This window comes from Pseudomonas sp. AP3_22 TE3818 (assembly GCF_053628995.1).
The window spans coordinates 5,193,089-5,215,622 of the sequence record NZ_JBRJHL010000001.1; the positions used below are offsets into that span (position 1 = coordinate 5,193,089).

Annotated in this window: 22 protein-coding genes; 11 read left to right on the top strand and 11 right to left on the bottom strand. The window is 61.3% G+C overall.

Going from position 1 to position 22,534, the window contains the following annotated elements; genetic code table 11:
* Nucleotides 1-62 precede the first annotated feature (62 nt).
* Together nhaA and AB7M25_RS23725 are read left to right on the top strand one after the other, a co-directional pair.
* A complete protein-coding gene (gene nhaA / locus AB7M25_RS23720) occupies nucleotides 63-1,250 on the top strand; it encodes a Na+/H+ antiporter NhaA (RefSeq protein ID WP_258684486.1) in 1,188 nt (395 codons plus the stop codon).
* A 208-nt stretch (nucleotides 1,251-1,458) separates the two neighbouring features.
* Complete coding sequence (locus AB7M25_RS23725) at nucleotides 1,459-1,908, top strand: hypothetical protein (protein WP_429516945.1); 450 nt, start codon at nucleotides 1,459-1,461, stop codon at nucleotides 1,906-1,908.
* Between the two features lie 164 nt (nucleotides 1,909-2,072).
* On the opposite strand, the gene AB7M25_RS23730 is transcribed toward AB7M25_RS23725, so the two are convergent.
* Nucleotides 2,073-2,537: an outer membrane lipoprotein gene (locus tag AB7M25_RS23730; RefSeq protein ID WP_429387251.1), complete on the bottom strand. Its 465-nt coding sequence runs from the start codon at nucleotides 2,535-2,537 to the stop codon at nucleotides 2,073-2,075.
* 165 nt (nucleotides 2,538-2,702) lie between these two features.
* On the opposite strand from AB7M25_RS23730, the gene AB7M25_RS23735 reads away from it, so the two are divergent.
* Nucleotides 2,703-2,939, top strand: coding sequence for a hypothetical protein (locus AB7M25_RS23735; protein WP_429387253.1), 237 nt, complete (start codon nucleotides 2,703-2,705; stop codon nucleotides 2,937-2,939).
* Nucleotides 2,940-2,944: 5 nt separating this feature from the next.
* On the opposite strand, the gene pdxH is transcribed toward AB7M25_RS23735, so the two are convergent.
* The 5 genes from pdxH to dinG form a co-directional block, all read right to left on the bottom strand.
* Nucleotides 2,945-3,592 carry a pyridoxamine 5'-phosphate oxidase gene (pdxH, locus tag AB7M25_RS23740; protein WP_429387255.1) on the bottom strand — a complete coding sequence of 216 codons (648 nt, stop codon included), beginning with the start codon at nucleotides 3,590-3,592 and terminating at the stop codon, nucleotides 2,945-2,947.
* A 24-nt stretch (nucleotides 3,593-3,616) separates the two neighbouring features.
* Entirely contained in the window at nucleotides 3,617-4,624 is a 1,008-nt protein-coding gene (locus tag AB7M25_RS23745; protein WP_429387257.1) for an OmpA family protein, read from the bottom strand.
* Nucleotides 4,625-4,737: 113 nt separating this feature from the next.
* Nucleotides 4,738-5,883 carry a serine hydrolase domain-containing protein gene (locus AB7M25_RS23750; RefSeq protein WP_429387260.1) on the bottom strand — a complete coding sequence of 382 codons (1,146 nt, stop codon included), beginning with the start codon at nucleotides 5,881-5,883 and terminating at the stop codon, nucleotides 4,738-4,740.
* Between the two features lie 166 nt (nucleotides 5,884-6,049).
* Entirely contained in the window at nucleotides 6,050-8,542 is a 2,493-nt protein-coding gene (locus AB7M25_RS23755; RefSeq protein ID WP_454238064.1) for a beta-galactosidase, read from the bottom strand.
* Nucleotides 8,543-8,638: 96 nt separating this feature from the next.
* Nucleotides 8,639-10,783, bottom strand: coding sequence for an ATP-dependent DNA helicase DinG (gene dinG, locus AB7M25_RS23760; protein WP_007971623.1), 2,145 nt, complete (start codon nucleotides 10,781-10,783; stop codon nucleotides 8,639-8,641).
* A gap of 99 nt (nucleotides 10,784-10,882) precedes the next feature.
* Here dinG and AB7M25_RS23765 point away from each other — a divergent pair, with 99 nt between their 5' ends.
* Nucleotides 10,883-11,347 carry a CopD family protein gene (locus AB7M25_RS23765; protein WP_429387266.1) on the top strand — a complete coding sequence of 155 codons (465 nt, stop codon included), beginning with the start codon at nucleotides 10,883-10,885 and terminating at the stop codon, nucleotides 11,345-11,347.
* Between the two features lie 198 nt (nucleotides 11,348-11,545).
* On the opposite strand, the gene AB7M25_RS23770 is transcribed toward AB7M25_RS23765, so the two are convergent.
* The 4 genes from AB7M25_RS23770 to AB7M25_RS23785 all read right to left on the bottom strand — a co-directional run bounded on the left by AB7M25_RS23770 (nucleotide 11,546) and on the right by AB7M25_RS23785 (nucleotide 14,212).
* Nucleotides 11,546-12,304, bottom strand: a complete 759-nt coding sequence (locus tag AB7M25_RS23770) for a hypothetical protein (RefSeq protein ID WP_104450634.1) — start codon at nucleotides 12,302-12,304, stop codon at nucleotides 11,546-11,548.
* The gene (locus tag AB7M25_RS23775) at nucleotides 12,297-12,575 is read right to left on the bottom strand and encodes a DUF1145 domain-containing protein (RefSeq protein WP_429516941.1); all 279 of its coding nucleotides are present in this window, start codon (nucleotides 12,573-12,575) and stop codon (nucleotides 12,297-12,299) included. The genes AB7M25_RS23770 and AB7M25_RS23775 overlap by 8 nt, the downstream gene beginning before the upstream one ends.
* 148 nt (nucleotides 12,576-12,723) lie before the next feature.
* Complete coding sequence (locus AB7M25_RS23780) at nucleotides 12,724-13,431, bottom strand: OmpA family protein (RefSeq protein ID WP_429387269.1); 708 nt, start codon at nucleotides 13,429-13,431, stop codon at nucleotides 12,724-12,726.
* A 91-nt stretch (nucleotides 13,432-13,522) separates the two neighbouring features.
* Nucleotides 13,523-14,212, bottom strand: a complete 690-nt coding sequence (locus AB7M25_RS23785; protein WP_007971631.1) for an OmpA family protein — start codon at nucleotides 14,210-14,212, stop codon at nucleotides 13,523-13,525.
* 189 nt (nucleotides 14,213-14,401) lie between these two features.
* On the opposite strand from AB7M25_RS23785, the gene AB7M25_RS23790 reads away from it, so the two are divergent.
* The 4 genes from AB7M25_RS23790 to AB7M25_RS23805 all read left to right on the top strand — a co-directional run bounded on the left by AB7M25_RS23790 (nucleotide 14,402) and on the right by AB7M25_RS23805 (nucleotide 16,165).
* Complete coding sequence (locus AB7M25_RS23790; protein WP_007971634.1) at nucleotides 14,402-14,899, top strand: DUF6231 family protein; 498 nt, start codon at nucleotides 14,402-14,404, stop codon at nucleotides 14,897-14,899.
* A gap of 4 nt (nucleotides 14,900-14,903) precedes the next feature.
* Entirely contained in the window at nucleotides 14,904-15,380 is a 477-nt protein-coding gene (locus tag AB7M25_RS23795; RefSeq protein WP_104450640.1) for a YchJ family protein, read from the top strand.
* A gap of 87 nt (nucleotides 15,381-15,467) precedes the next feature.
* Nucleotides 15,468-15,962, top strand: coding sequence for an LEA type 2 family protein (locus tag AB7M25_RS23800; protein ID WP_429387274.1), 495 nt, complete (start codon nucleotides 15,468-15,470; stop codon nucleotides 15,960-15,962).
* Nucleotides 15,959-16,165 carry an SEC-C metal-binding domain-containing protein gene (locus AB7M25_RS23805; RefSeq protein WP_007918601.1) on the top strand — a complete coding sequence of 69 codons (207 nt, stop codon included), beginning with the start codon at nucleotides 15,959-15,961 and terminating at the stop codon, nucleotides 16,163-16,165. Before AB7M25_RS23800 ends, AB7M25_RS23805 begins: the two co-directional genes overlap by 4 nt.
* A 171-nt stretch (nucleotides 16,166-16,336) precedes the next feature.
* Here the strand turns inward: AB7M25_RS23805 and AB7M25_RS23810 are convergent, their stop codons facing one another.
* Entirely contained in the window at nucleotides 16,337-16,894 is a 558-nt protein-coding gene (locus tag AB7M25_RS23810) for a cysteine hydrolase family protein (protein WP_429560263.1), read from the bottom strand.
* Between the two features lie 194 nt (nucleotides 16,895-17,088).
* Here AB7M25_RS23810 and AB7M25_RS23815 point away from each other — a divergent pair, with 194 nt between their 5' ends.
* From AB7M25_RS23815 to AB7M25_RS23825, 3 genes are all read left to right on the top strand, one after another.
* Nucleotides 17,089-19,539 carry a penicillin acylase family protein gene (locus AB7M25_RS23815; RefSeq protein ID WP_429560226.1) on the top strand — a complete coding sequence of 817 codons (2,451 nt, stop codon included), beginning with the start codon at nucleotides 17,089-17,091 and terminating at the stop codon, nucleotides 19,537-19,539.
* 193 nt (nucleotides 19,540-19,732) lie between these two features.
* Nucleotides 19,733-20,767 carry a ligase-associated DNA damage response exonuclease gene (locus tag AB7M25_RS23820; RefSeq protein WP_429387278.1) on the top strand — a complete coding sequence of 345 codons (1,035 nt, stop codon included), beginning with the start codon at nucleotides 19,733-19,735 and terminating at the stop codon, nucleotides 20,765-20,767.
* Nucleotides 20,764-22,434 carry an ATP-dependent DNA ligase gene (locus AB7M25_RS23825; protein ID WP_454238065.1) on the top strand — a complete coding sequence of 557 codons (1,671 nt, stop codon included), beginning with the start codon at nucleotides 20,764-20,766 and terminating at the stop codon, nucleotides 22,432-22,434. The genes AB7M25_RS23820 and AB7M25_RS23825 overlap by 4 nt, the downstream gene beginning before the upstream one ends.
* The last annotated feature ends 100 nt before the right edge of the window (nucleotides 22,435-22,534 follow it).

Consider the following 22,534-nt stretch of genomic DNA (forward strand, 5'->3'; position numbering starts at 1 on the left):
TTAACAACTAACAGTACTTGTTAGGGTGTAACACCTTTTGAATTCACAGATGGAGAGCGACCTTGCCTCTGCGTAGCACTTTCACGCGTTTCTTTCAGTTGGAAGCTGCCAGCGGTCTGTTACTGATCGCCGCTGCCGTTCTGGCTCTGATCATCAACAACTCACCGCTGTCGTGGTTGTACAACGGCCTGCTGGACACTCCGGTGGTGGCCCAGATCGGCGCACTGAAAATCGCCAAGCCCTTGCTGCTATGGATCAACGACGGCCTGATGGCGCTTTTTTTCCTGCTGATCGGCCTGGAGGTGAAGCGCGAAGTCCTCGACGGCCAGTTGTCCAAGCCATCGCAAATCGTCCTGCCGGGCGCGGCGGCCATTGGCGGCATGGTGGTGCCGGCGCTGATCTACTGGTACCTCAACCGCGACACGCCGCCGGCCCTCAACGGCTGGGCGATCCCGACCGCGACCGACATTGCCTTCGCCCTTGGCGTACTGGCGTTGCTTGGCAAACGGGTTCCGGTCTCGCTGAAACTGTTCCTGATGACCCTGGCGATCATCGACGACCTCGGCGCGATCATCATCATTGCGATCTTCTATTCCGGTGCCCTGTCGACCCTGTCCCTGGCGCTGGCCGCAGCCTGTATTGCGGCGCTGATCGGGATGAACCGGCTTGGCGTAGTCAAGCTCGGGCCGTACATGATCATTGGCCTGATCCTCTGGGTCTGCGTGCTCAAGAGCGGTGTCCACGCCACCCTGGCCGGCGTGACCCTGGCGTTCTGCATTCCGCTGCGCACAAAAAATGCCGAACCTTCGCCACTGCTGACCCTGGAACATGCCCTGCACCCGTGGGTCGCCTACGGCATCCTGCCGCTGTTCGCCTTCGCCAACGCCGGCCTGTCCCTGAGCGGCGTCACCGTCGAAAGCTTCACTCATCACGTTCCCATGGGCATCGCCATCGGGCTGCTGCTGGGCAAGACTGTCGGTGTTTTCGGCCTGACCTGGCTGGCCGTGAAAACCGGTATCGCCGCCCTGCCCCAAGGCGCCAATTGGGGCCAGATACTGGGCGTGGCGATTCTCTGCGGTATCGGTTTCACCATGAGTCTGTTTGTCGGCTCACTGGCCTTCGAGCCGGGCGTAAGTGATTTCGCCGGGATGGACCGCATGGGAATCCTGACCGGTTCGATTCTCGCCGCGCTGATCGGTTATGCGGTGACGGCGATGGCGAGTCGCAAGCGTGAGTTGCAAACCGCATAATCTTGAATCGCTTCATCAGTATGTCTGGAAAAAGAGGGAGCTATTGGCTCCCTCTTTTTCTTTCTGTCGTTACCTACAGGATTGTCGGATTCGTACTGCAGTCATTTCGGACGCTGCTGGCATCAACCTCCAAATCTCCAGGCTAACTTTGCGTTCCGGCCCCTGTGACTCGGGACAGATCGACAGCAAAACAGTTAGGGAGAAAATGATGGAGCTACGCCAAGAATTGATGCCCCCGCAACTCGACGAAACGAGGGTTGTTCGACTTGCAGCTCTCGCAGCCGAAATTGATGGTGGAGAGAGGGATGGGACCGCGAGTCAGTTGGCTGAGTTTAATCGCGAAGCCATGACAAATCTGACGTTTCTCGATTTTCAAGGCATTTACGGTGGCCAGGATCACGATACGTGGGTTCGCAAGGTGTTGGCAGGACCGTATGAGTACCGGCTGACAGATATTACTCAATCTGAACTGATCGAAATGGCCGGACGGGTCATGGATGCCGAAATACCGGAGCATGCCCAGTATTTCTGGTTAAAGATGTTGGAACTCAATATTCCAGATGCGCGCATATCCGATCTTTTTTTCTGGCCGGGGGGGAGTATTTTGGCGATGGGGACAATTCTCGCGAACTCACAGCGGAGCAGATTATCAAGATAGCCCTGAGAAATAGCGATTTCGCAGATTGACGCTTCCATCTACATAAAAACTGAAACTGGCAGGATGGCGACATCTCAGCCCCCCAAGATAGCGTGGTCCCTCCCTAAAAGACAAACCCCCGACCAGTCGCCTGATCGGGGGTTTCCTTTTAAGCGTCTTGCCGCTTAGTGCGAAACGCGGCTGGTGCCATTCACACTGGCGATGCGCACACGCTCGCCAACACGGAACACTTCGTTCGGCTGAACTTCCTGAACGTAGGCGCGCATGCTGCCATCGTCTTCGCGCACGGTGATTTCCACGCCCTGGGTGCGGGTCATGCCCTCTTCTGCGGCCGAACCGATCAGGCCGCCAGCGACTGCGCCGATGACCGCAGCAACGATACTGCCTTTGCCGCCACCGATGGCGCTGCCGCCAACGCCGCCAACCACTGCGCCTGCAGCGCCGCCGATCGGGGTTTTGGTGCCTTCGATTTTCACCGGACGCAATGCTTCGATGGTACCCATGCGAACGGTCTGCACGCGACGCGCCTCGTCACGGGAGTAGGAGTCGCCGGTCAGGTTCGATTGGCAACCAGTGAGCAACATCGCCATCGTGGAAAAGGAAGCAACCAGCAGAACAGACTTACGCATAGCATCAACTCCAAAGAAACAGATGTTCATTAAACCCCGCAGCTTGACGCCTGTCACGGCACCGCCCGGGTAAAATTGCTTTGATTCAGGCTCCGTTAAGGTGCCTCCACGAACTCACACAGTAGCGGCAAAATCGGAAAACCGCCCCACCGGCCAAGGATTTTCATGGACTACTTTATCATTTTCGTTACTACCGTCGCTGGACTGTACTTCCATTGGTGGCTGTACGTGCGGATCAAACGCTGGATGGACCGCGACCTGGCGCTAGCGCTGGCGGGCAAGGACGAGCAGAAAAAAGCCTTCATGCTCGAACGGTTGGCGAGTGCCCAGGCGCAGAAAATCAAGCGTCGAGACCTGCCGAAGTGGCTGGAGGCCGCTGCGGCAGGCTATCCCGATCGGTAGACTGCTCAGGGTGCCAGACGTTCAAGAATCCAGTCGGCGCCCTGCTGGCGGTAATTGAGGCGGTCGTGCAGGCGGCTTGGGCGGCCCTGCCAGAACTCGATGCGCTCCGGCAACAGGCGATAACCGCCCCAGTGTTCCGGGCAATGGGGCTGTGTGTCGCTGAAACGTTGCTCGGTGTCCTTGAGCAGCGCTTGGAGCTCGCCACGATCGGCGATCACCCGGCTCTGCGGCGATGCCCAGGCCCCCAGGCGACTGCCCAATGGACGGACCTGATAATAGGCGTCGGACTCCTCGGGCGTCACTTTCACCACCCGCCCTTCGATGCGCACCTGGCGCTCCAGCGCCGGCCAGAAAAACGTCATGGCCGCGAACGGATTCGCGGCCAGGTGCTGGCCCTTGGCGCTTTCGTAGTTGGTGAAAAAGGTGAAGCCCTGCTCGTCCAGGCCCTTGAGCAACAGAATGCGACAGTGCGGTCGACCGTCCTGGTCGACGGTGGCCAGGGTCATGGCGTTGGCTTCCACCGGCGCCTGCTCGGTTTTCACCGCGTCGGCGAACCACTGGTGGAACAGCGCAAACGGCTCGGCCGGGGCTTGTGCCTCGGTCAGGCCGTCACGGGTGTAGTCACGACGCATATCAGCCAGGCCCTGGGTCATGGCGCATTCCTTTTGGTTAACGAATCACTGCTTTGCAGTATCAGTGGCGGCGACTTTCTTGTCAGCCGTGGAGGCTTTGGCTGGCGTGGTTTTCTTCGCCGGCGTTGCGGTTTTCGCAGGTGCTTTCTTGGCCGCCGCTTTTTTCGCCGGGGCTTTTTTCGTCGCTGGAACAGCAGCCTTTTTAGTCGCCGGGGCTGGTGTCACCGGCTTGGCGACCGGCTTGACGTCAGCGGCTGCAACCATGCTCACAGGGGCTGGGGCCGGCATGTTGTACTTGCTCAGCAGCGCGACCATGGTGTTTTGCGGGGTCACCAGCAGTTCCACGCGGCGGTTCAGCGCACGCCCTTGCACGCTGTCGTTGGCAGCACGCGGCGCATCACCGCCCAGGCCACGCAGCATCAGGCGATCACGCTGCAAACCACTGAGACGGAAAATCGCCGCAACGGCCTGGGCGCGTTCCTGGCTCAATTTGACGTTGGCAGGCGCCGCACCGGACGTATCGCTGTGGCCGAGGATCAACACAGCGGTCTTTGGATCGGCTTCAAGGATCTTGGCAACGCGGGTAAACGGACCGAGCGTGACCGGCAGCAGCATGGCCGGACGATCAGGGTTGAACGAGCCTTCGACCGGCGCAGTCACCACCAGCACGTTTTCGCGGCGCTCGAGTTGCAGGTTGCTGTCCTTGACCGCCTCGCGCAGACGCGGTTCGTAGTCGTCAAGCCAGGCCTGGGTGACTTTCGGGTCCGGCATCGGCACGGCCTTGGCGGTACTCTGCTCGTTACCGCCGAACGGCCACCACCACTTGCTGCCACTATCGGTTTCGGCCTTGGCCACCGCCACGGGTTTGACCTCAGGTTTCACCTCCGGCTTGGCCACGGGCTTGCCGGCGCTGTCGTCGGAACCGAACGGCCAGTACCAGTGGCTGGCGCTTTCAGTCTTGGCGACAGGTGCCGTCGCGTCTTTCTGTGGAGTCTGTGCGCAACCGGTAATGGCGAAGCACAGGGCCAAAGCGAGGGTTTTATTGGATGACATTGGATATCCACAAAAATGAAGTCAAAAAAATCAGGCCACGTCGGCCCGCACAAACTGACGTTTTGAAACTGAAAAGGCTATCGGGTTCCAGCCCTGGAGACCGACAGCCGCTTTTACAGACAAGTGGCCAGAACCCGCACCAGCTTTTGCGCGCGCGGGTCCATCAAGACGTAGGGGCCCAGGGTATTTGTCACAAATCCGAAGGCTACATCGTGCTCCGGGTCGGCAAAGCCGATGGAGCCGCCGGCACCCGGATGACCAAACGCCCGCGGACCAAGGCCGAAGGTGGCATTGGCAACGTCCGGTTGATCAAGCATGCAACCCAGGCCGAAACGGGTTCGGGTCAGTAAAGTCTTGTCCTCGCCGAGGCTGTGCTCACGCGTCAACTCATCGAGCATTTCGCTTTCCAGCAGGCTGCCGTCGAGCAGGCCGGCGTAGAAACCGGCCAGGCTACGGGCATTGCCATGGCCATTGGCGGCCGGCTGCTGCATGCGTCGCCACTCGGGTTTGTTGGTGCTGGTCATGATCGAGGGCGGGTTGGTGAACGCCCGGGTCGTCATGGCCGTTGGCTCACGCATGGTCACCTGCAGCAGGCGCTGGGCGGCGGCATCGCCGACATTGCCCTTGCCCCGCGCAATGTGGGCCACGCGATAGAACTCTTCGTCGGCCAGCCCCACATGGAAGTCCAGGCCCAGAGGTTTGGCAACCCGCGCGACAATGGATTCCCCCGGCCCACGACCGTCGGCACGGCGCAGCAATTCGCCGACCAGCCAGCCATAAGTGATCGCCGCGTACCCGTGGCCTTCGCCCGGCGTCCACCACGGTGTTTCGCCAGCCAGGGCGTCGACCATGGTTTGCCAGTCGTAGAGGGCTTCGGGGGCCAGCAACTCACGCAATGCCGGAAGGCCGGCTTGATGGCAGAGCAGTTGACGCAAGGTGACGGACGCTTTGCCGGCAGCGGCAAATTCGGGCCAGTAGCGCGCCACCGGCGCATCCAGTTGCAGCTTGCCTTCGGCCACCAGTTGCAGCGCGGTGACGGCGGTAAAGGTCTTGGTGCAGGAGAACAGGTTGGCGATGGTGTCGCTGTGCCAGGCCTCGGCCCCGTCCTTGTCGGCGGTGCCGGCCCACAGATCGAGGACGGTTTCACCACCAATCTGAATGCACAATGCTGCGCCACGCTCCTGGGGATCGTCGAACAGCGCCGCGAAAGCCTCTCGCACCGCTTCGAACTTAAGCTCGTAATGACCCTGAATCTGCACCCGCAACTCTCCGGATTAACGCTCTACAAAGTGGCGGGCATTGTTCCAGCCCTTGAGGGTTTTGGGAACAGGGGCGGGCCGGGCGGTTGTTTCGCCGCGGCCGAAAAATGTAGGAGCGCTGCGCGCTCCAACGGGGGCAAGCCCCCTCGCCACAGGGTTTCAGCTTTTAATGACCTTTGCCGGAATGCCCACCCGCGCCCTTCCCCGGCCCCTTGCCGGCCTCGGCCTTGCGACCGCCCTCCGCATCGTGGCTGGCTTTGTCGGCGTCAGCCGTAGCCTTCCCGGCCTCTTTGCCCAATTGTTCGACTGTCACCAGGTTGCTCTTGCGCACGCTGTCGACAAAGCCCTGGAACGGCAGATCCGTGATGCCAACCAACCCGAAGTGACCGTTTTCACCGTCAAGCAAGCGCCCGGTGACCGGTTGATCGAGGTACTGGAACCAATGCACACCGACAATCGACGGCTCGCTCATTGCCTGCTTGAGGAAGTTGGCATACGCCGTACCACGGTCCTCCTCTTTCGCCAACGGCGTGACGCCGCCCCAGAACGGCCCACGATCAGCCGAACCGACATTGAACTCGGTGATCAGCACCGGTTTGTCGAGACTGCGCAACTTGGCGAAGTCGTAACCATCCTGGGGTTGCAGGGTGTACATGTTGAAGCTCAGCACGTCGCAATACTGGGCGCAGGACTCCACGGCTTCCGGCGTGCTGATGGCGAAACGGCCACCGAGCAGCAGCTGGTTTGGCGCGTGCCACTTGAGTGAGTCGGAAATGGTCTTGAAGTAAGTGTCGGCGAAGACCTTCTGGAAGTATTTGAAGTCGGCTTCGATTTCCGGGTGCTCGGCGCTCGGGAGCGGTGGCACGAATCCCGGATCCTCCATCAATTCCCAGGCGGGCAGATCAATGCCCCAGGCTTTCGACAGGCCCGCCTGATTGCGGTACTTGTCACGCAGTTGCTTGAGAAATGCACGCTTGGCAGGCACGTCGGTGGTCATTTTCAAGGTGCCGTAGGCCAGGGCATAACGGGCTTTCGGATCATCCCCGGGACCGGCCCAGGCCAGTTCGTTGTCGGCGTAGTAACCGATCAGCCACGGATCGTCACGATGGTCGCGGGCGGCAATCGCCACTGCACGCTCGGTGGCCATGGCAAAACGCGGGTCGAACGGGTCGGGCATGCCGCCCCACCAGTCGGTACCGGTGCTGATGCTGGCGTAGTCGCCGACGATCGACAGCGGCAAGGTGTAGGGCACGCGATCGGCGTTGCCCAGTACCGGGGCGCTCCAGTTGCCGATGGTGTTGAAGCCCCAGGCCTGCAGGCGATCAAGGGTGTGACTGGCCCAGCGCTGCTCGTCGAACAACGCTTTGCACGGTTCGACCGATGTTGGCTGTGCCGCTGTTGCTATCGTCGCTTCAGTCTTGGCGGATTCAGCGACACCAGACTCGGCGGTAGCAGGAGCGACAGGTTGCTCCGCAGCCTTGGTCGCTGTCGCTTCAACCGCATCCGCCTTGGCCGCCGCAGCGACGCCCGCTTTGGTTTCGCTGCCCAACGCGCAAGGATCGCCATACAGACGTTGCAGGTTGGCACCGTAGAAGTCGTACCAGCGCCCGGCATTGTAGCCGCGCCCTTGATCGGCACCATTGCCGCCACGGTTGTCGCCTTCGCCGTAGTGGCCGGCCAGCGCCTCGTCAGCCTTGGGCAGGGATTCGAACATCCACTCGCGACCGGCCACATAGGTCTGGTTGACATCCGGGGCCACGGTGTTGACCCCAAGGGAATAGAACGGGTGGCCTTCAGGCGTCACCAGATACCAGCGACCGTTGCGCTTCTCCGTGCGGAAAAATCCGCTGGCCTTGAATGACGGGCCTTTGCTCAAACCACCGAACTTGTCCAGGGAAGACTTCTCGCGCTCAGCCAGCCAGGTTTTCAGTTGTTGCTGTTCCTTGGCGGCGGCGCTTTTCAACTGCTCGTCGCTGCTGACTTTTTCCGGCCATCTGGCCCGGGTCGACTGGCCATACGCATCCACCAAGCCGCCATACACGGCTTGGCTGACCGACTCGACGTCCTGCACCCCAAAGCGCTCCAGCAGGATGCTTTGCGCGGCTTTGGGCTGGTCCATCGACAACGTCACGGACACTACCTGGCTGCGATCCAGCTCACCAGCGCTGCTGGCCAGCAACACACGCTGGCCCTCAACGGTCATCGGCATCGGCGGGCCGGCCTTCATGCCCTGGCTCAGCGGCGATGTCGCTTGCAGCGGCACCAACAGGGTTTGCGCAGGCCCGGCCGGCAGATCGACGCGACTGACCAGGGTCTTGCCGTCGTTGCTCTGGATGGTCACGTACAGGGTCAACGCCCAGTTCATCGCACTCTGGATCCGCAGGCTCATCACACCCGACTGCGACCAGTCCCAGGCACCGGTTTGCGGGGCCAGGCGCAACGTCGGCCGGGCGACCGGGTTGAAGGTCACCCGGCGCAGCACTTCGCCTTCAGGGGTTTGCTCGGCGTTGGATTGCGGCAGGCTGGCGTCCTGTGTCGCCACCTGGACCACGTCGGCGGGGCGCACGAAGTTGAACAGCGTCTGCTGGCTGGCAGGTGCGGCCAACAGCGGTGTTGCGAACAACAGGGCAAATACGGCAGGCAACGAACGGCAAATCATGAGAACGAAATTCTCCCTAACGACCTTCAACAGGCCAGTGAAAAAGCGGTGGCAGAGAGATAGACAACGCGGTGGGCAAAACTGCCCACCGGTGCTTCAGGAAATTTCTCGACGGAACGGCGGCAACGCGTTGAGGATGGCTTTGCCATAGCGCTGGGTCACCAGGCGCCGGTCGAGCAAGGTGATGGTGCCGCGGTCTTCTTCGGTGCGCAGCAAGCGACCACAGGCCTGGACCAGTTTCAGCGAGGCGTCCGGTACGGAGATTTCCATGAACGGATTGCCGCCCCGGGCTTCGATCCATTCCGACAGCGCCGCTTCGACGGGATCATCGGGTACCGAGAATGGAATCTTGGCAATGACCACGTGCTCGCAATAGGCACCGGGCAAGTCGACCCCTTCGGCGAAGCTGGCCAGGCCGAACAGCACGCTGGAGTCCCCGCCATCGACCCGCGCCTTGTGCTTGTTCAGGGTTTCCTGCTTCGACAGATTGCCCTGAATGAACACTTGCTTGCGCCAGTCGCGGTCCAGGCCATCGAACACGTCCTGCATCTGTTTGCGCGAGGAAAACAGCACCAGTGTGCCCCGCGAGCCCTCGACCAGTTCCGGCAGATCTCGAATGATCGCGGCAGTATGCGCCGCAGCATCTCGGGGATCGGCGTTCAGGTTCGGCACCCGCAGCACACCGGCGTCGGCGTGATGGAACGGGCTTGGCACCACGGCCGTCACGGCTTTTTTCGGCAGGCCGGCACGCATGCGGAAGCGATCGAAGGTGCCGAGGGCAGTCAAGGTCGCCGACGTCACCAGGCAGCCATACGCCACGTTCCACAGGTTGCGCCGAAGCATTTCCGCCGCGAGGATGGGACTGGCGTTGACCTCGATGTCGAACAGCGACCCGCTTTCGGCCAGGGTCAGCCAGCGAGCCATGGGCGGGTTGTCTTCCGGATCTTCGACGGTGAAGGCGGTCCACAGCTCCCAGTTGCCGGAAGAGCGCGACAGCAGGCTGCCGAACAGCGGGTACCACTCTTCAGCCTGGTTGCTGGCGATGCCAATGTTGACCTCGCCGTCCATGCCCTCCTTGAGCAGGTCGGTCAGGCGGGTGAACAAGTCGGTCAGCCGTGCGAAGCCTTTCTTCAGCTCAATGCCCATTTCACGCATGTGCTCGGGAATCACCCCGCCGACGAATCGGTGACGCGGGCGCTCGCGGCCTTCGACGTCTTCGCCGGGTTTGAAATCGGCAATCTGCTCGCACGCGGTGAACATGAACTGCTGCTGGGTCTTGATCTCCCGCGCCAGCTCCGGCACCTGCTCGATCAACTTGCCCAGGTCGCCCGGCAACGGGTGTTGGGCGAGCAATTTGGTGAGGTTCTTGGCGGTGGTTTCCAGCCAGTCGGCGGTGGAGCGCAGGCGCGTGTAATGGGCGAAATGGCCGATGGCCTTGTCCGGCAGGTGATGGCCTTCGTCGAACACGTAGATGGTATCGCGCGGGTCCGGCAGTACGGCGCCGCCCCCCAGGGCCAGGTCAGCCAGGACCATGTCGTGGTTGGTGACGATCACGTCGACCTTGCCCATGCCTTCTCGGGCCTTGTAGAAAGCGCACTGGCCGAAGTTCGGGCAATGACGGTTGGTGCACTGGCTGTGATCGGTGGTCAGGCGCGCCCAGTCGGCGTCTTCCAGGGCGGTGGACCAACTGTCGCGGTCGCCGTCCCACTTATTGCCGGCGAGCTTCTCGATCATGCTGGTGAACAGCTTCTGGCTGGCCTCGTCGACCTCGATCTTGAAGCCTTCTTCTTCGAACAGTTGCGCAGTGGCGGTCTGCGCGTGGCCTTCCTGGAGCAACATGTCGAGCTTGGACAGGCACATGTAGCGCCCGCGCCCCTTGGCCAGGGCGAAGCTGAAGTTCAGCCCGCTGTTGCGCATCAGGTCGGGCAAGTCCTTGTAGACGATCTGCTCCTGCAGGGCCACGGTGGCCGTGGCGATCACCAGGCGCTTGCCAGCGGCCTTGGCCGTGGGAATCGCCGCCAGGCTGTAGGCCACGGTCTTGCCGGTACCGGTGCCGGCTTCCACCGCGACAATCGCGGGGTCGCCACTGCGCCGGCCTTCGTCGTCGGTGTCGATGTCACCCAGGACCTTGGCGATTTCGGCGATCATCAGGCGTTGGCCGTAGCGCGGCTTGAGGCTCTTGGCTTCGAGAAAACGCGAGTAGGCGCCCTGGATCGTGGTTTTGAGTTCGGTGCTGATCATGGATTGTCGGGCGCAAAAAACGCTGGATAAATTTTCAGTGGTTCGGATCGACGGCTATCATACCCCGCTAATGAATCCTGCGCAGAACGGAGTACCCGAATGACACCTTTTAGCCTCATATATAGCCTGCATGTACTGGCGGCCCTGGTCTGGGTCGGCGGCATGTTTTTCGCCTGGATGGTCCTGCGCCCCGCCGCGATCACGGCCCTTGAAGGACCTGCCCGGCTGAAGTTGTGGGTAGAAGTGTTTCAAGGTTTTTTCCGCTGGGTCTGGGTCGCGGTGGTGCTGTTGCCGGTCAGCGGCGTGGGCATGCTGCATATGCACTTCAACGGCTTTGAAGCCGCACCGCGCTATGTGCAAGTGATGATGGGCCTGTATGTGGTGATGACCGCGCTGTTTATCCGCATTCAGGCGCTGATGCTGCCGGAGCTGCGTACCGCCGTGGCCGAACAGGATTGGCCGGTGGGTGCCAGTGTGCTGGGGCGGATTCGCCGGTTGGTGGGGATCAATCTGTTGGTGGGGTTGGCTGTGGTGGCGATTGCGGCGGCTCGGCCGATGTTTTGAATCTGCCGAGTTTTTGTGGCGAGGGGGCTTGTCGGATCGCCGTACCGCCCCGCTCGGCTACGAAGCAGTCGTAAAACCAGACACCGCTAACCTTCAGCAGTATTGTGATTGCCGGAATTGGGGCCGCTTCGCGGCCCAACGGGGGCAAGCCCCCTCGCCACAGGCAAGCTCCCTCGCCACAGTAGTTCCTGGTTAACTTTACAACCGCTGCACAGTCACCGAACCCGCCGCACCTTCAGACCCAGGCTGTCCGTCGGCGCCAGGTTTGCCGCTCTTGCCACCATCGGCCTTGTAGACGAGGCAGCCCTTGGCCTTGCCGCCAGCACCCGGCTTGCCGCCGGGGCCGGCCAGGCCACCGGCACCGCCAGCCACCTGCACTTTGATCCGGTCTGCCGGAAAGTCGTGCGGCACTGCCAGCTTGACCAGCGCACCCGGCGCGCCTGGTTGACCATTGCTGCCATCACTGCCATCGGCACCGCGACCGGCCTGGCCCCAGGTACAGCCAGGGTCCTGACCGTTGGCGCCATCCAGGCCGACAAATCCCGGTGCGCCTGCGCCGCCTCGTGCGTCCACCAACAATTGCGGCGCATTCAGAGTTTTGATCTGCAAATCAAGATTGCGCCCGGATCGCGCGGCCTTCTGATAGGTCCCGGGCGCGCCACGCGCGGTGATCTGGCTGCCTTCGGACAAATCAGCGCGACGGACCTTCAGCGCCAGTGCCTGCTCTCCCGGCACAATGGCGATGCGCGCTTCACGCCCCAGATGCAACTCCCCCACGGTGACTTCGGTGACGTTCGAAGGAATCAGCAAGGTGCCGTAATCGGCTACTTCCAGGCGTTCCAGTTGCAGGGTGCTGGCGGTGTTGGGCAAGCGCATCAGCGAGTTGGGTTCGACACTCACCACCTGTGCGCTGGCCAATGGACTGATGAGTGCGGCGAGCAGACAGAGTTTACGCATGGGAAGCCTTCGAAGCGCTGGGGGCTGGAATGGTTTGCAGGTGGAATACACCGAAAATGACGATCTTCAGGCGGTCAAGCCAGGGATGGGCGCGACCTCGCAGGCTGCGATAGCACAACAGTGCTTCCAGAAGATGGATGACCCCCAACAGACCGCCGGCCAGATTGACCAACAGGTGCAGCGGAAAGACAAATGGCGTGAGCTGGTTGACCAGCAGCACCAACCAGAACAGCAGGGTCAATAACCGCCCCAGCCCCCATAAGACCTTCATACGCTCCCCCGATGAGAATTATTGTTTGGGCGCACAGTAACGGCTTCCGCGCGGGATAAGCCAGAGGGCAACGGAAAAATCTTCATGAAGGCCGCCGAACGGCCGTCGCAGCGTTCACAACTGTCGCTCGACGGCTCTATCTCTTGGCTCAGCGATTTATATGCAGTTCCACGCGACGGTTTTTCGCACGACCTTCGTCCGTTTCATTGTCGGCAATCGGCTGACTTTCGCCCTTGCCTTCGCTGGTGACTTTGTTCGGCGCCACACCCTGGCTGATCAGGTATTCCGCCACGCTGCTGGCGCGTCGCTCAGACAAGGCCTGGTTATAGGCATCCGACCCCACGCTGTCGGTATGGCCGACCACCTTGATGCTGACCACATCGGCATCCTCGAACTGGCTCATCAACGCATCCAGTTCACTCTTGGCCCTCGGGGTCAGGTCGGATTGATTGAAGACAAACAGTACATCGCTCAGCGTAATGACTTCGGTTTGCGCAGGCTCGGTCTGGACGCGGTCCGGGTACTGCGGCACCGGGCAACCGCGATGGTCGACCGGGGTATTGGCGGGAGTATCAGCGCAACGGTCGCGCCGGTCGAAAACGCCGTCGCCGTCTTCGTCACCATCCTGGGCATAGCAGATCAAGCCGCCGGACAAGATACCCAACGCCGCCCCACCCGCGGCCCAGGCGCCACTCTCGATTGCGCCCAGGCCACCGCCGACCAGGCCGCCGATGAGGCTGCAGATAGGCCAGGTGCGTTGATTGAGGGGGGCAGTGCCATCGCTGTGGGTCGCGCAGCCGGTCAAGAGGCTGCCAAGTAGCAGAACCGGCAAGACGGTCCTTGTGAGAACGATCATATTGAAAGCTCCTGTGTCACCGGCCCATACCGGTTACACAGGAGTAAAGACCTGCATCCGCGACTGCACAAGGCGCGGATGCGAGGGGGCGTTAACGCTGGATTTTGATTTCCGTACGACGGTTTTGTGCGCGGCCATCAGCGGTTTTGTTGTCCGCAACCGGCTGGCTTTCACCGGCACCGACCACCGATACGAAGTTGCTGCGAGGTACGCCTTGCTCGATGAGGTATTCAACCACCGAGTGGGCGCGTTTATCCGACAGTTTCTGGTTGTAGGCGTCGCTGCCCACGCTGTCGGTATGACCGGTTACGGTCAGTTGAGCAGTCGGGGCTTCAGCTTTCAGGCGAGTGGCAATCTTGTCGAGGACCTGTTTATCGGACGAGGTAAGCGTGGCTTTATCAAACTGGAAGTGAACGTCGCGGATGACGATGGTTTCTTCCTTGACCACAACCGCCTCTTCGACCACAGGCGCTGGTGGTGGGCAACCATTGGCATCGACATGAACGCCTTTAGGCGTGCCCGGGCACTTGTCGCGACTATCCGGCACACCGTCGCCGTCTTCGTCGCCATCACCGTGCACCCAGCAATAAGCCGCTGCCGTACCGCCAACGAGCAGAGCACCATACCCTGCCCATGCCGAGCTTTCGGTCGCACCGAGGCCCGCACCCACGACACCACCAACCGCCGCACAGGTCGGCCAGTCGGTTTTCTGCAAACCTGCGCAACCAGTCAACACACTGGTTAGCAGAACCAAGGGTAATGCTGTCCGAACTATGCTCATCTAGTTTTCTCCTGAAGGATCGGCTTAGAACCGATTCAGGTAGTAAAGACCCGAGTATTAATCTCCGCCAGCAATAGGCCATGCTGTTTATTCAGGCATTAACGGCAGCTTGGCGCATTTGTCGTCAAGCCGCTCTAGGCCCGAACGGCCGGGCAGGCTAGTCTTGGCAGATCTGATTGAGGATCTTCGATGATTGCAGGTATTTCTTCACGCACGCCGCAGCAGGCACTGGCCGCATTACTTGACCGATATGCCCCCGCGCGCCTGTTGTTGATCGGTGCCAGCGAGTTCCCGGCACTGGAAGCATTCAAACTCGCGCACCCGGACAGCTGCGTGGCTTTCGCGGCCCCTGGCCCCTTGCCCGACGAGTTGGCGGCCCGCCGGTTCGACCTGGCCCTGGTGGTCGATTGCCTGGAGCATTTGCCCAAGCGCGACGGCCTGAACCTGTTGGGCGGCATCCGCAACCTCAATGCCAGCCGCATCGCCGTGCTGGCGGATCTGCCGGCCTGTGGCTGGCAGGAAACGGACTTTTTCTCCCTGGCCCTGCAAGCCAGCGAACGCTTTCAACGGGACGAACAGGTCTTGACCCTGTTTACCTACGATCTGCTTGAATACAAACAAGTCCCTGACTGGCTCAATTCGCGCTTCTGGGCCAATCCGGAAAACTTCGGGAAATACTGGTGGTAATGCAATGAGTACATCCATTTGCCCTTGCGGCAGCGGCACCCTGCTTGACGCCTGCTGCGGCCACTACCATGCCGGACACCCGGCGCCATGCGCCGAAGCCTTGATGCGCTCGCGCTACAGCGCCTACGTGCTGGGGTTGGTCGACTATCTGGTAGCCACCACCCTGCCCGCCCAACAGGCCGGCCTGGACCGTCAATCGATCAGCGACTGGAGCGCGCAAAGTACGTGGCTGGGGCTTGAGGTGGAAAGCTCCGAAGTGCTGGGTGGTCAGCCTGAACACGCTTTCGTGACCTTCACCGCGCGGTGGCACGACAGCAGTGGCGAGCACAGTCATAGAGAGCGCTCATCGTTCGTACAGAACACCGGGCGCTGGTATTTCATCGACCCGACCGTGCAACTCAAACTCGGGCGCAATGACCCCTGCCCGTGTGCCAGTGGACAGAAGTTCAAGAAATGTTGTGCGGGTTACTTCAGCAGCTAATACATGGAATGACTGCCCACCACGCAGGAGCTGTCGAAGGCTGCGATCCTTTGGGTCTAGACTGGAACTCAAGGGGGAAACACCTCGATGATCATCCGCTGCTGCACACGCTGTCTGCTCACCGTATTCCTGACACTGGGACTCGGCGGCTGTGCGTCGTGGTTCGACGACGACTTGCCGGACCCCGAGGTCCATCTGGTGAAGGTCGAGGTGGTCAGCGCCAAACTGCTGGAACAGAAATTCCTCCTGCATTTTCGCATCGACAACCCCAACGACAGCGACCTGACGGTGCGCAGTCTGGAGTACCGCGTTCACCTGGGTGACATACTGCTGGCCGACGGCGAGTACGAACACTGGTTCACCATCAGCCCCAGGCACAGTGCCTACTTCAAGGTGCCGATCCGCACCAACCTGTGGTCCAAGGTCCGGGATCTGGCCAAACTGCTGAAAAAATCCGATCAACCCATTCCCTATCGTCTGGAAGGTGAACTGGAAACCGGTATATTCATCGCCCACTACGTGCACCTGACGCGCAATGGCGTGATAATCGCTGCCGATTTAATTCCGGAGCAACACCGATGACCCAGCAACCTCATGTCCACGGCCCTGACTGCAACCACGATCACGATCATGACCACCATGATCACGACCACGGCCATGTCCACGGTCCGAACTGTGGCCACGCTCACCAGGAACCGGTGCGCAATGCCCTGAAAGACGTCGGCCGCAACGATCCGTGCCCATGCGGCAACGGCAAGAAATTCAAGAAGTGCCACGGCGCTTGATGATTCGGGCGAAGATTAGCTTCGCCTGTTGAATCGTCTTCGCGAGCAGACCTGTGCTGTGAATGCAGTTCCCTTGTGGGAGCGGGCTTGCTCGCGAAAGCGGTGTGTCAGGCAAAAACGATGTTGAAGCTGAGGCCCTCTTCGCGAGCAAGCCCGCTCCCACAATAGTTGTCAGTCATCCATTAAAAGGGTGGCAGTGCTGACCACCGTCGCATACTCGCCGTGCAGATTCCCCAGCGACATCGCATGCACCTCTTCGGCGCTATGGGCATGACCGAAAAAATCAGCCTTGTCGAACGTAAAGCACGCATCCTCGGCCACCCAGGTATCAAATCCCAGGTTGCCCGCGGTGCGCGCCGTGGACTCCACCGAGTTGTGGGTCGCGACGCCCACGATGATCAACTGCCCGATCCCCGCCTCGCGCAACTGCGTCTCCAGCCCCGTCGAACAAAACGCATCCGGCACCTGCTTCTGGATCAAGCGTTCACCGGTCATTGGCGCGAACCGCTCCTGAAACTCCACTCCTGACTGCTGCGGCCAGAACACCGAGTCCTCCGAGCGGGACAGGTGCTGCACATGGATCACCGGCCGAGCGGTGCGCCGCCAATGACCGAGCAATTCCAGGATGCGCTCTTCGGCCTGAGGATTATTCCTGCGGCCAAGCCTGGGGTGAAGGACGCCTTTTTGTTGATCGATGATGATCAGTGCCGCGTTTGCCTTTAGCTCCATACCACCCGTTCTCCAGGATTGTTGACCGTGTCGCACTTCAACATCACCCATGGCGACTGGCAAGGCAGCGATCTTTCGGTTTATCAGACAAATCCCGAAATAACCTTGTACCCCGCTTGCGCGGCCACCTCCCGCTCACTAACGTAGCGCCTTTATTGCGCCCCACCGCCTCTACCCCCCGCAGGAGCTTTGCCATGGCCTCGCCAGCCCTTACTCATTTTCTACCCCGGTTCGGCGTTGCCGCAGCAGTGGCGGGCGTCTTGAGCCTGACCGGTTGTCAGAACTTCAATGCCCAGGACACCCTCCCGCCGACCTTCGGCGTGCAGCCGCTCAAGGGCCTGGCGCAGAACGTTTCGGTGCGCCGCAATGCCATGGGCATGCCGCTGATCGAAAGCAACAGCTTCCACGACGCGCTGTTCACCCTCGGTTACGTGCATGCCAGCGACCGCATCACGCAGATGGTCACCCTGCGCCTGCTGGCCCAGGGCCGATTGGCCGAGATGCACGGTGCGGACCTGCTGGATGTCGACCGCTACATGCGAGCGGTCAACCTGAAGAAAAGTGCCGGCGAGTTGTACAAGGCCTCTTCGCCGCGCCTCAAGCGCTTCTTCGAAGTCTATGCGCGGGGCGTCAATGCCTACCTGTTCCGCTACCGCGACAAACTGCCGGCGGACCTCGCGGCCACCGGCTACCAGCCTGAATACTGGCAGCCGGAAGATTCGGCGCTGATTTTCTGCCTGTTGAACTTCAGCCAGTCGACCAACCTGCCGGAAGAGATTTCCTCGCTGGTACTAGCCCAGACCGTCACCACCGACAAACTGGCGTGGCTGACGCCGTCCGCCCCCGACGAAAAACTGCCGGTCGCCGAGAGCGAAAAACTCCAAGGCCTCAAGCTAAACGGGCAAGTACCGGGCCTGGCCGAACTCAGCAAAGCCACGGGACAACTGTCGGACCGGAGCCTGCTGGGCGCCACCTCGTCGAACAACTGGGCCATTGCCGCGCAACGCAGCCGCAGCGGCAAGAGCCTGTTGGCCAGTGACAGTCACGGCCCGCTGGGCGTGCCTTCATTGTTCAGTTACGTGCAGATTCGCGCGCCGAAGTATCAGGCGTCCGGCGTGACCATCGCGGGCCTGCCGATGGTGCTCGGTGGCTTCAACGGTAAAGTGGCGTGGAGCATGGCGTCCGTGATGGGCGACAACCAGGACCTGTTCCTGGAGAAGATCAAGCGCCAGGGCAACGGGCTTACCTACGAAAACGCCGGGAAGTGGCAGCCGGCGATCGTGCGCAACGAAACCTATTTCGTCAAAGGCCAGCGGCCGATTCGCGAGGCGGTGTACGAAACCCGCCATGGCCCGCTGCTCAACAGCGCCCAAGGCACCACGCTGGCCAATGGTTTCGGCCTGGCCTTGCAGATGCCGAACTTCACCGACGACAAGACCCTGGACGCGTTCTTCGACCTGTCCCGCGCCCAGAGCGCCGAGAGAGCGTCGGATGCCAGCCGCGAAATCCGCGCCATCGCACTGAACCTGGTGTTTGCTGACGCCAGCCACATCGGCTGGCAGGTCACCGGCCGCTACCCGAACCGCCGCGAAGGCGAAGGCCTGCTGCCCTCGCCGGGTTGGGAAGGTCGCTACGACTGGGACGGTTATGCCGACCCGATGTTGCACCCATACGACCAGGACCCGGCCCAAGGCTGGCTCGGCACCGCCAATCAGCGGGTCATCCCTCATGGCTACGGCATGCAGTTGTCCAATTCCTGGGCCGCTCCGGAGCGCGGCGAGCGTCTGGCCGAACTGGCCGGCGCAGGCAAACACGACAGCCGCAGCCTGATCGCCATGCAGTACGACCAGACCACGACCTTCGCGGCCAAGCTGAAGAAAATGTTCGAAGCGCCGGGCATGGCCCAGCCACTCAAACAAGCCATCGACGGCTTGCCGGCGGCCGATCGCGCCAAGGCACACGAAGCCTACAGCCGCTTGATGGCGTTCGATGGCAAGCTCATCCCGACATCCACCGATGCGGCCATCTACGAACTGTTCCTGCAGGAAAGCACCCGGCAGATCTTCCTCGACGAACTGGGCCCGGATAGCAGCCCGGCGTGGAAGGCCTTTGTCACCGATGGCAAGTTGTCCTACGCGGCCCAGGCCGATCACTTGCTCGGGCGTGAGGACAGCCCGTTCTGGGATGACGTGCGCACCGCGCAAAAAGAAGACAAACCGGCGATCCTCGCGCGCAGCCTCGCCGCAGCGATCAGCGCCGGCGACAGTCAGTTGGGCGGCGATCACAAGGCCTGGCAGTGGGGCAAACTGCATCGCTATGAATGGAAGAACAGCAGCGGCCAGACGGTACGAGGTCCGCTGCCGGCCGGTGGCGATCACACCACACTCAACACCGCCGCCTTCGCCTGGGGCCAGGACTTCAACACCACGCTGGCGCCCGCCATGCGCTTTATCGTCGATTTCGGCCAGTCCGAACCGCTGATGGCGCAGAACGGTACCGGTCAGTCCGGCAACCCGGCCAGTGCGAACTACCTCAACAGCATCGAACCCTGGCTCAAGGGCCAGTACATGAGCCTGCCGATACAGCCGCAGAACTTCGACAACGCCTATGGCAAGAATCGACTGACGCTGACACCAGGAAAATAACCAGGCCCCCTGCCTGTGGGAGCGAGCCTGCTCGCGAAAGCGGTCTGACATTCAAAATGAATGTTGATTGTTGAATCGCCATCGCGAGCAAGCTCGCTCCTACAGGAGCTGTTATTGGTCCCCCTAAATCAAATAGAACTTCTCGCCCCGCGCCAACCTCATAGCTAACAAGTCTCTCCAATCTGGCAACGCCATGGACCTTGTTATCTCGCGTCCCGAAGGTTTGTACTGCCCTGCCGGCGACTTCTATATCGATCCGTGGCGACCGGTCGAGCGCGCCGTGATCACCCACGCCCACGGTGACCATGCCCGCGCCGGCAATCAGCACTACCTGGCGGCAGCGCCCGGCGAGGCCATTCTGCGCGTGCGACTGGGCCAGGACATCAACCTGCAAACCCTGCGCTACGGCGAACGCCTGCTGCATCACGGCGTGTTCCTCAGTTTTCATCCCGCCGGCCACGTACTCGGCTCGGCACAGGTACGACTGGAATACGGTGGAGAAGTCTGGGTAGTCTCCGGGGACTACAAGACCGAGCCCGATGGCACTTGTGCAGCGTTTGAACCGCTACGCTGCGACACCTTCATCACCGAGTCGACCTTTGCCCTGCCGATCTACCGCTGGCAACCCCAGCTGCAAGTGTTTGCCGAGATCAATCAATGGTGGCAAGCCAACGCGGCGGTCGAAAAAACCAGCGTGCTGTTCTGTTATTCCCTTGGCAAGGCCCAGCGCATTCTCCATGGCATCGACGCACGACTGGGCCCCATTCTCGTGCATGGCGCCGTGGAACCCATCAACCGGATCTACCGCGAAGCGGGGGTTCATTTGCCGCCCACGATTGATGCCGCCGACATCAATAAGAGCGACCCGATGATGCGCAAGGCGCTGGTGCTCGCACCGCCTTCGGCGGCGAACAGCAGCTGGATGCGTCGCTTTGTCGATTACAGCGATGGTTTCGCCAGTGGCTGGATGCGTTTGCGCGGAACACGTCGGCGGCTCGGTGTAGACCGAGGCTTCGTCCTGTCCGACCACGCCGACTGGCCAGGTTTGCTGTGGGCCATCAAACAGACCGGTGCCGAACGGGTCATGGTGACCCATGGATCGACCGGCGCCCTGGTACGTTATCTGCGCGAGCAGGAGCTTGATGCCATGGCGTTCGATACCCGATACGGTGAAGACGAAGAAGACCGCGCCCTCGCCGAGGCCGAACTGGCTGCGGTGCTGCCATGAAAGCATTCGCTGAGCTGTATGCCAGGCTCGACGCCTCGACATCGAACAATGCGAAACTGGCGGCGATGCAAAACTACTTCGCCGAGGCTGCACCGGAAGATGCCGCATGGGCGGTGTACTTCCTGTCGGGAGGACGTCCCCGGCAATTGGTACCCGTGCGGGTACTGCGCGAACTGGCGGTGGCGCTTTCCGGTTTGCCGCAATGGCTGTTCGAAGAGAGTTACCAGGCTGTCGGTGACCTCGCGGAAACCATTTCGCTGGTCTTGCCGCAAGCGCCGCACCGTTCAACCGACGGGCTGGCCACGTGGGTCGAGGACAAACTGCTACCACTGCGCGGCGAAACACCGCAAGCCCTCGCGCAAAGGTTACCGGTGCTGTGGGCGCAACTGGACCCGGTGAGCCTGATGGTCTGCATCAAACTGATCACCGGCAGCTTTCGCGTCGGGGTGTCCAAATTACTGGTCACCCGCGCCCTGGCAGCCATGGCCCGTCTCGACAGCAAACGCGTGGCGCAGCGGCTGGTGGGTTACACCGATCAGGCCCACCGCCCCAGTGCCGCCAGCTACCTGAAACTGATCGCCGCCGAATCCCCGGATGAACATGCCCAGCGTGGCGGCCAGCCCTACCCGTTTTTTCTCGCCCATGCCTTGTCGTCGTCCGTGGAACAATTCGAAGCGCTGCTCGGTCCTGCCCGGCACTGGCAGGCGGAATGGAAATGGGATGGCATCCGCGCCCAGGTGATCAAGCGCGGCGGACGACTGTGGATCTGGTCGCGCGGTGAAGAGTTGGTCACCGAACGCTTCCCTGAACTGGAAAGTTTGATTCTGGGCCTTCCCGACGGGACAGTGATCGACGGCGAGATCGTCGCCTGGAAGTCTGCGCCAACCGGCGTCGAAACGGCTTCTGAACCCGCAGTGCAACCTTTCGCCCTCCTGCAACAACGAATCGGTCGCAAAACCCTGGACCGGAAAATCCTCGATGAAGTGCCGGTGGTGCTGCTCGCCTTCGATTTGCTCGAATGGCAGGGGGAAGACTGGCGCAACCGGAGTCAGGCCGAGCGTCGTGCACAACTGGAACGGGTGGCCGGTGACTGCGCCAACCCACGGTTACGTCTCTCGCCATTGTTGACCGGCGACACCTGGCTCGACCTCGCCCGCCAGCGCGAGGCATCCCGCGCCCTCGGTGTCGAAGGCCTGATGCTCAAGGCGCGCGATGCCCTGTATGGCGTCGGCCGGACCAAGGACATGGGTGTGTGGTGGAAATGGAAAGTCGACCCGTTCAGCGTTGACGCCGTGCTGATCTATGCGCAACGGGGGCAAGGGCGCCGGGCCAGCCTCTACAGCGACTATACGTTCGCCGTCTGGGACGGCCCGCCAGAAGCCAGTGAACGCACCCTGGTGCCGATTGCCAAGGCTTACTCAGGGCTCAGCGATGACGAAATCCGCCAGGTCGACAGCATCGTACGCAAGACCACAGTGGAAAAATTCGGCCCCGTGAGCAGCGTCCAGCCAAGCCTGGTGTTTGAATTGGGCTTTGAGGGAATCGCCCTCTCCCGTCGCCACAAGAGTGGCATTGCCGTGCGCTTTCCGCGTATGTTGCGTTGGCGCAAGGATAAGCCGGTCGACGAAGCCGACAGTTTGACGACCCTGCAAAATCTGCTCAGCTAACCCCTCAACCCATCCTCAAATATTTTTCTTTTTGAGTCGAGCTGGTGCGGCCATTTCCCTGCGCCCGTTTTCGTGCATAAATCTGTCTCCGGCTATTTCC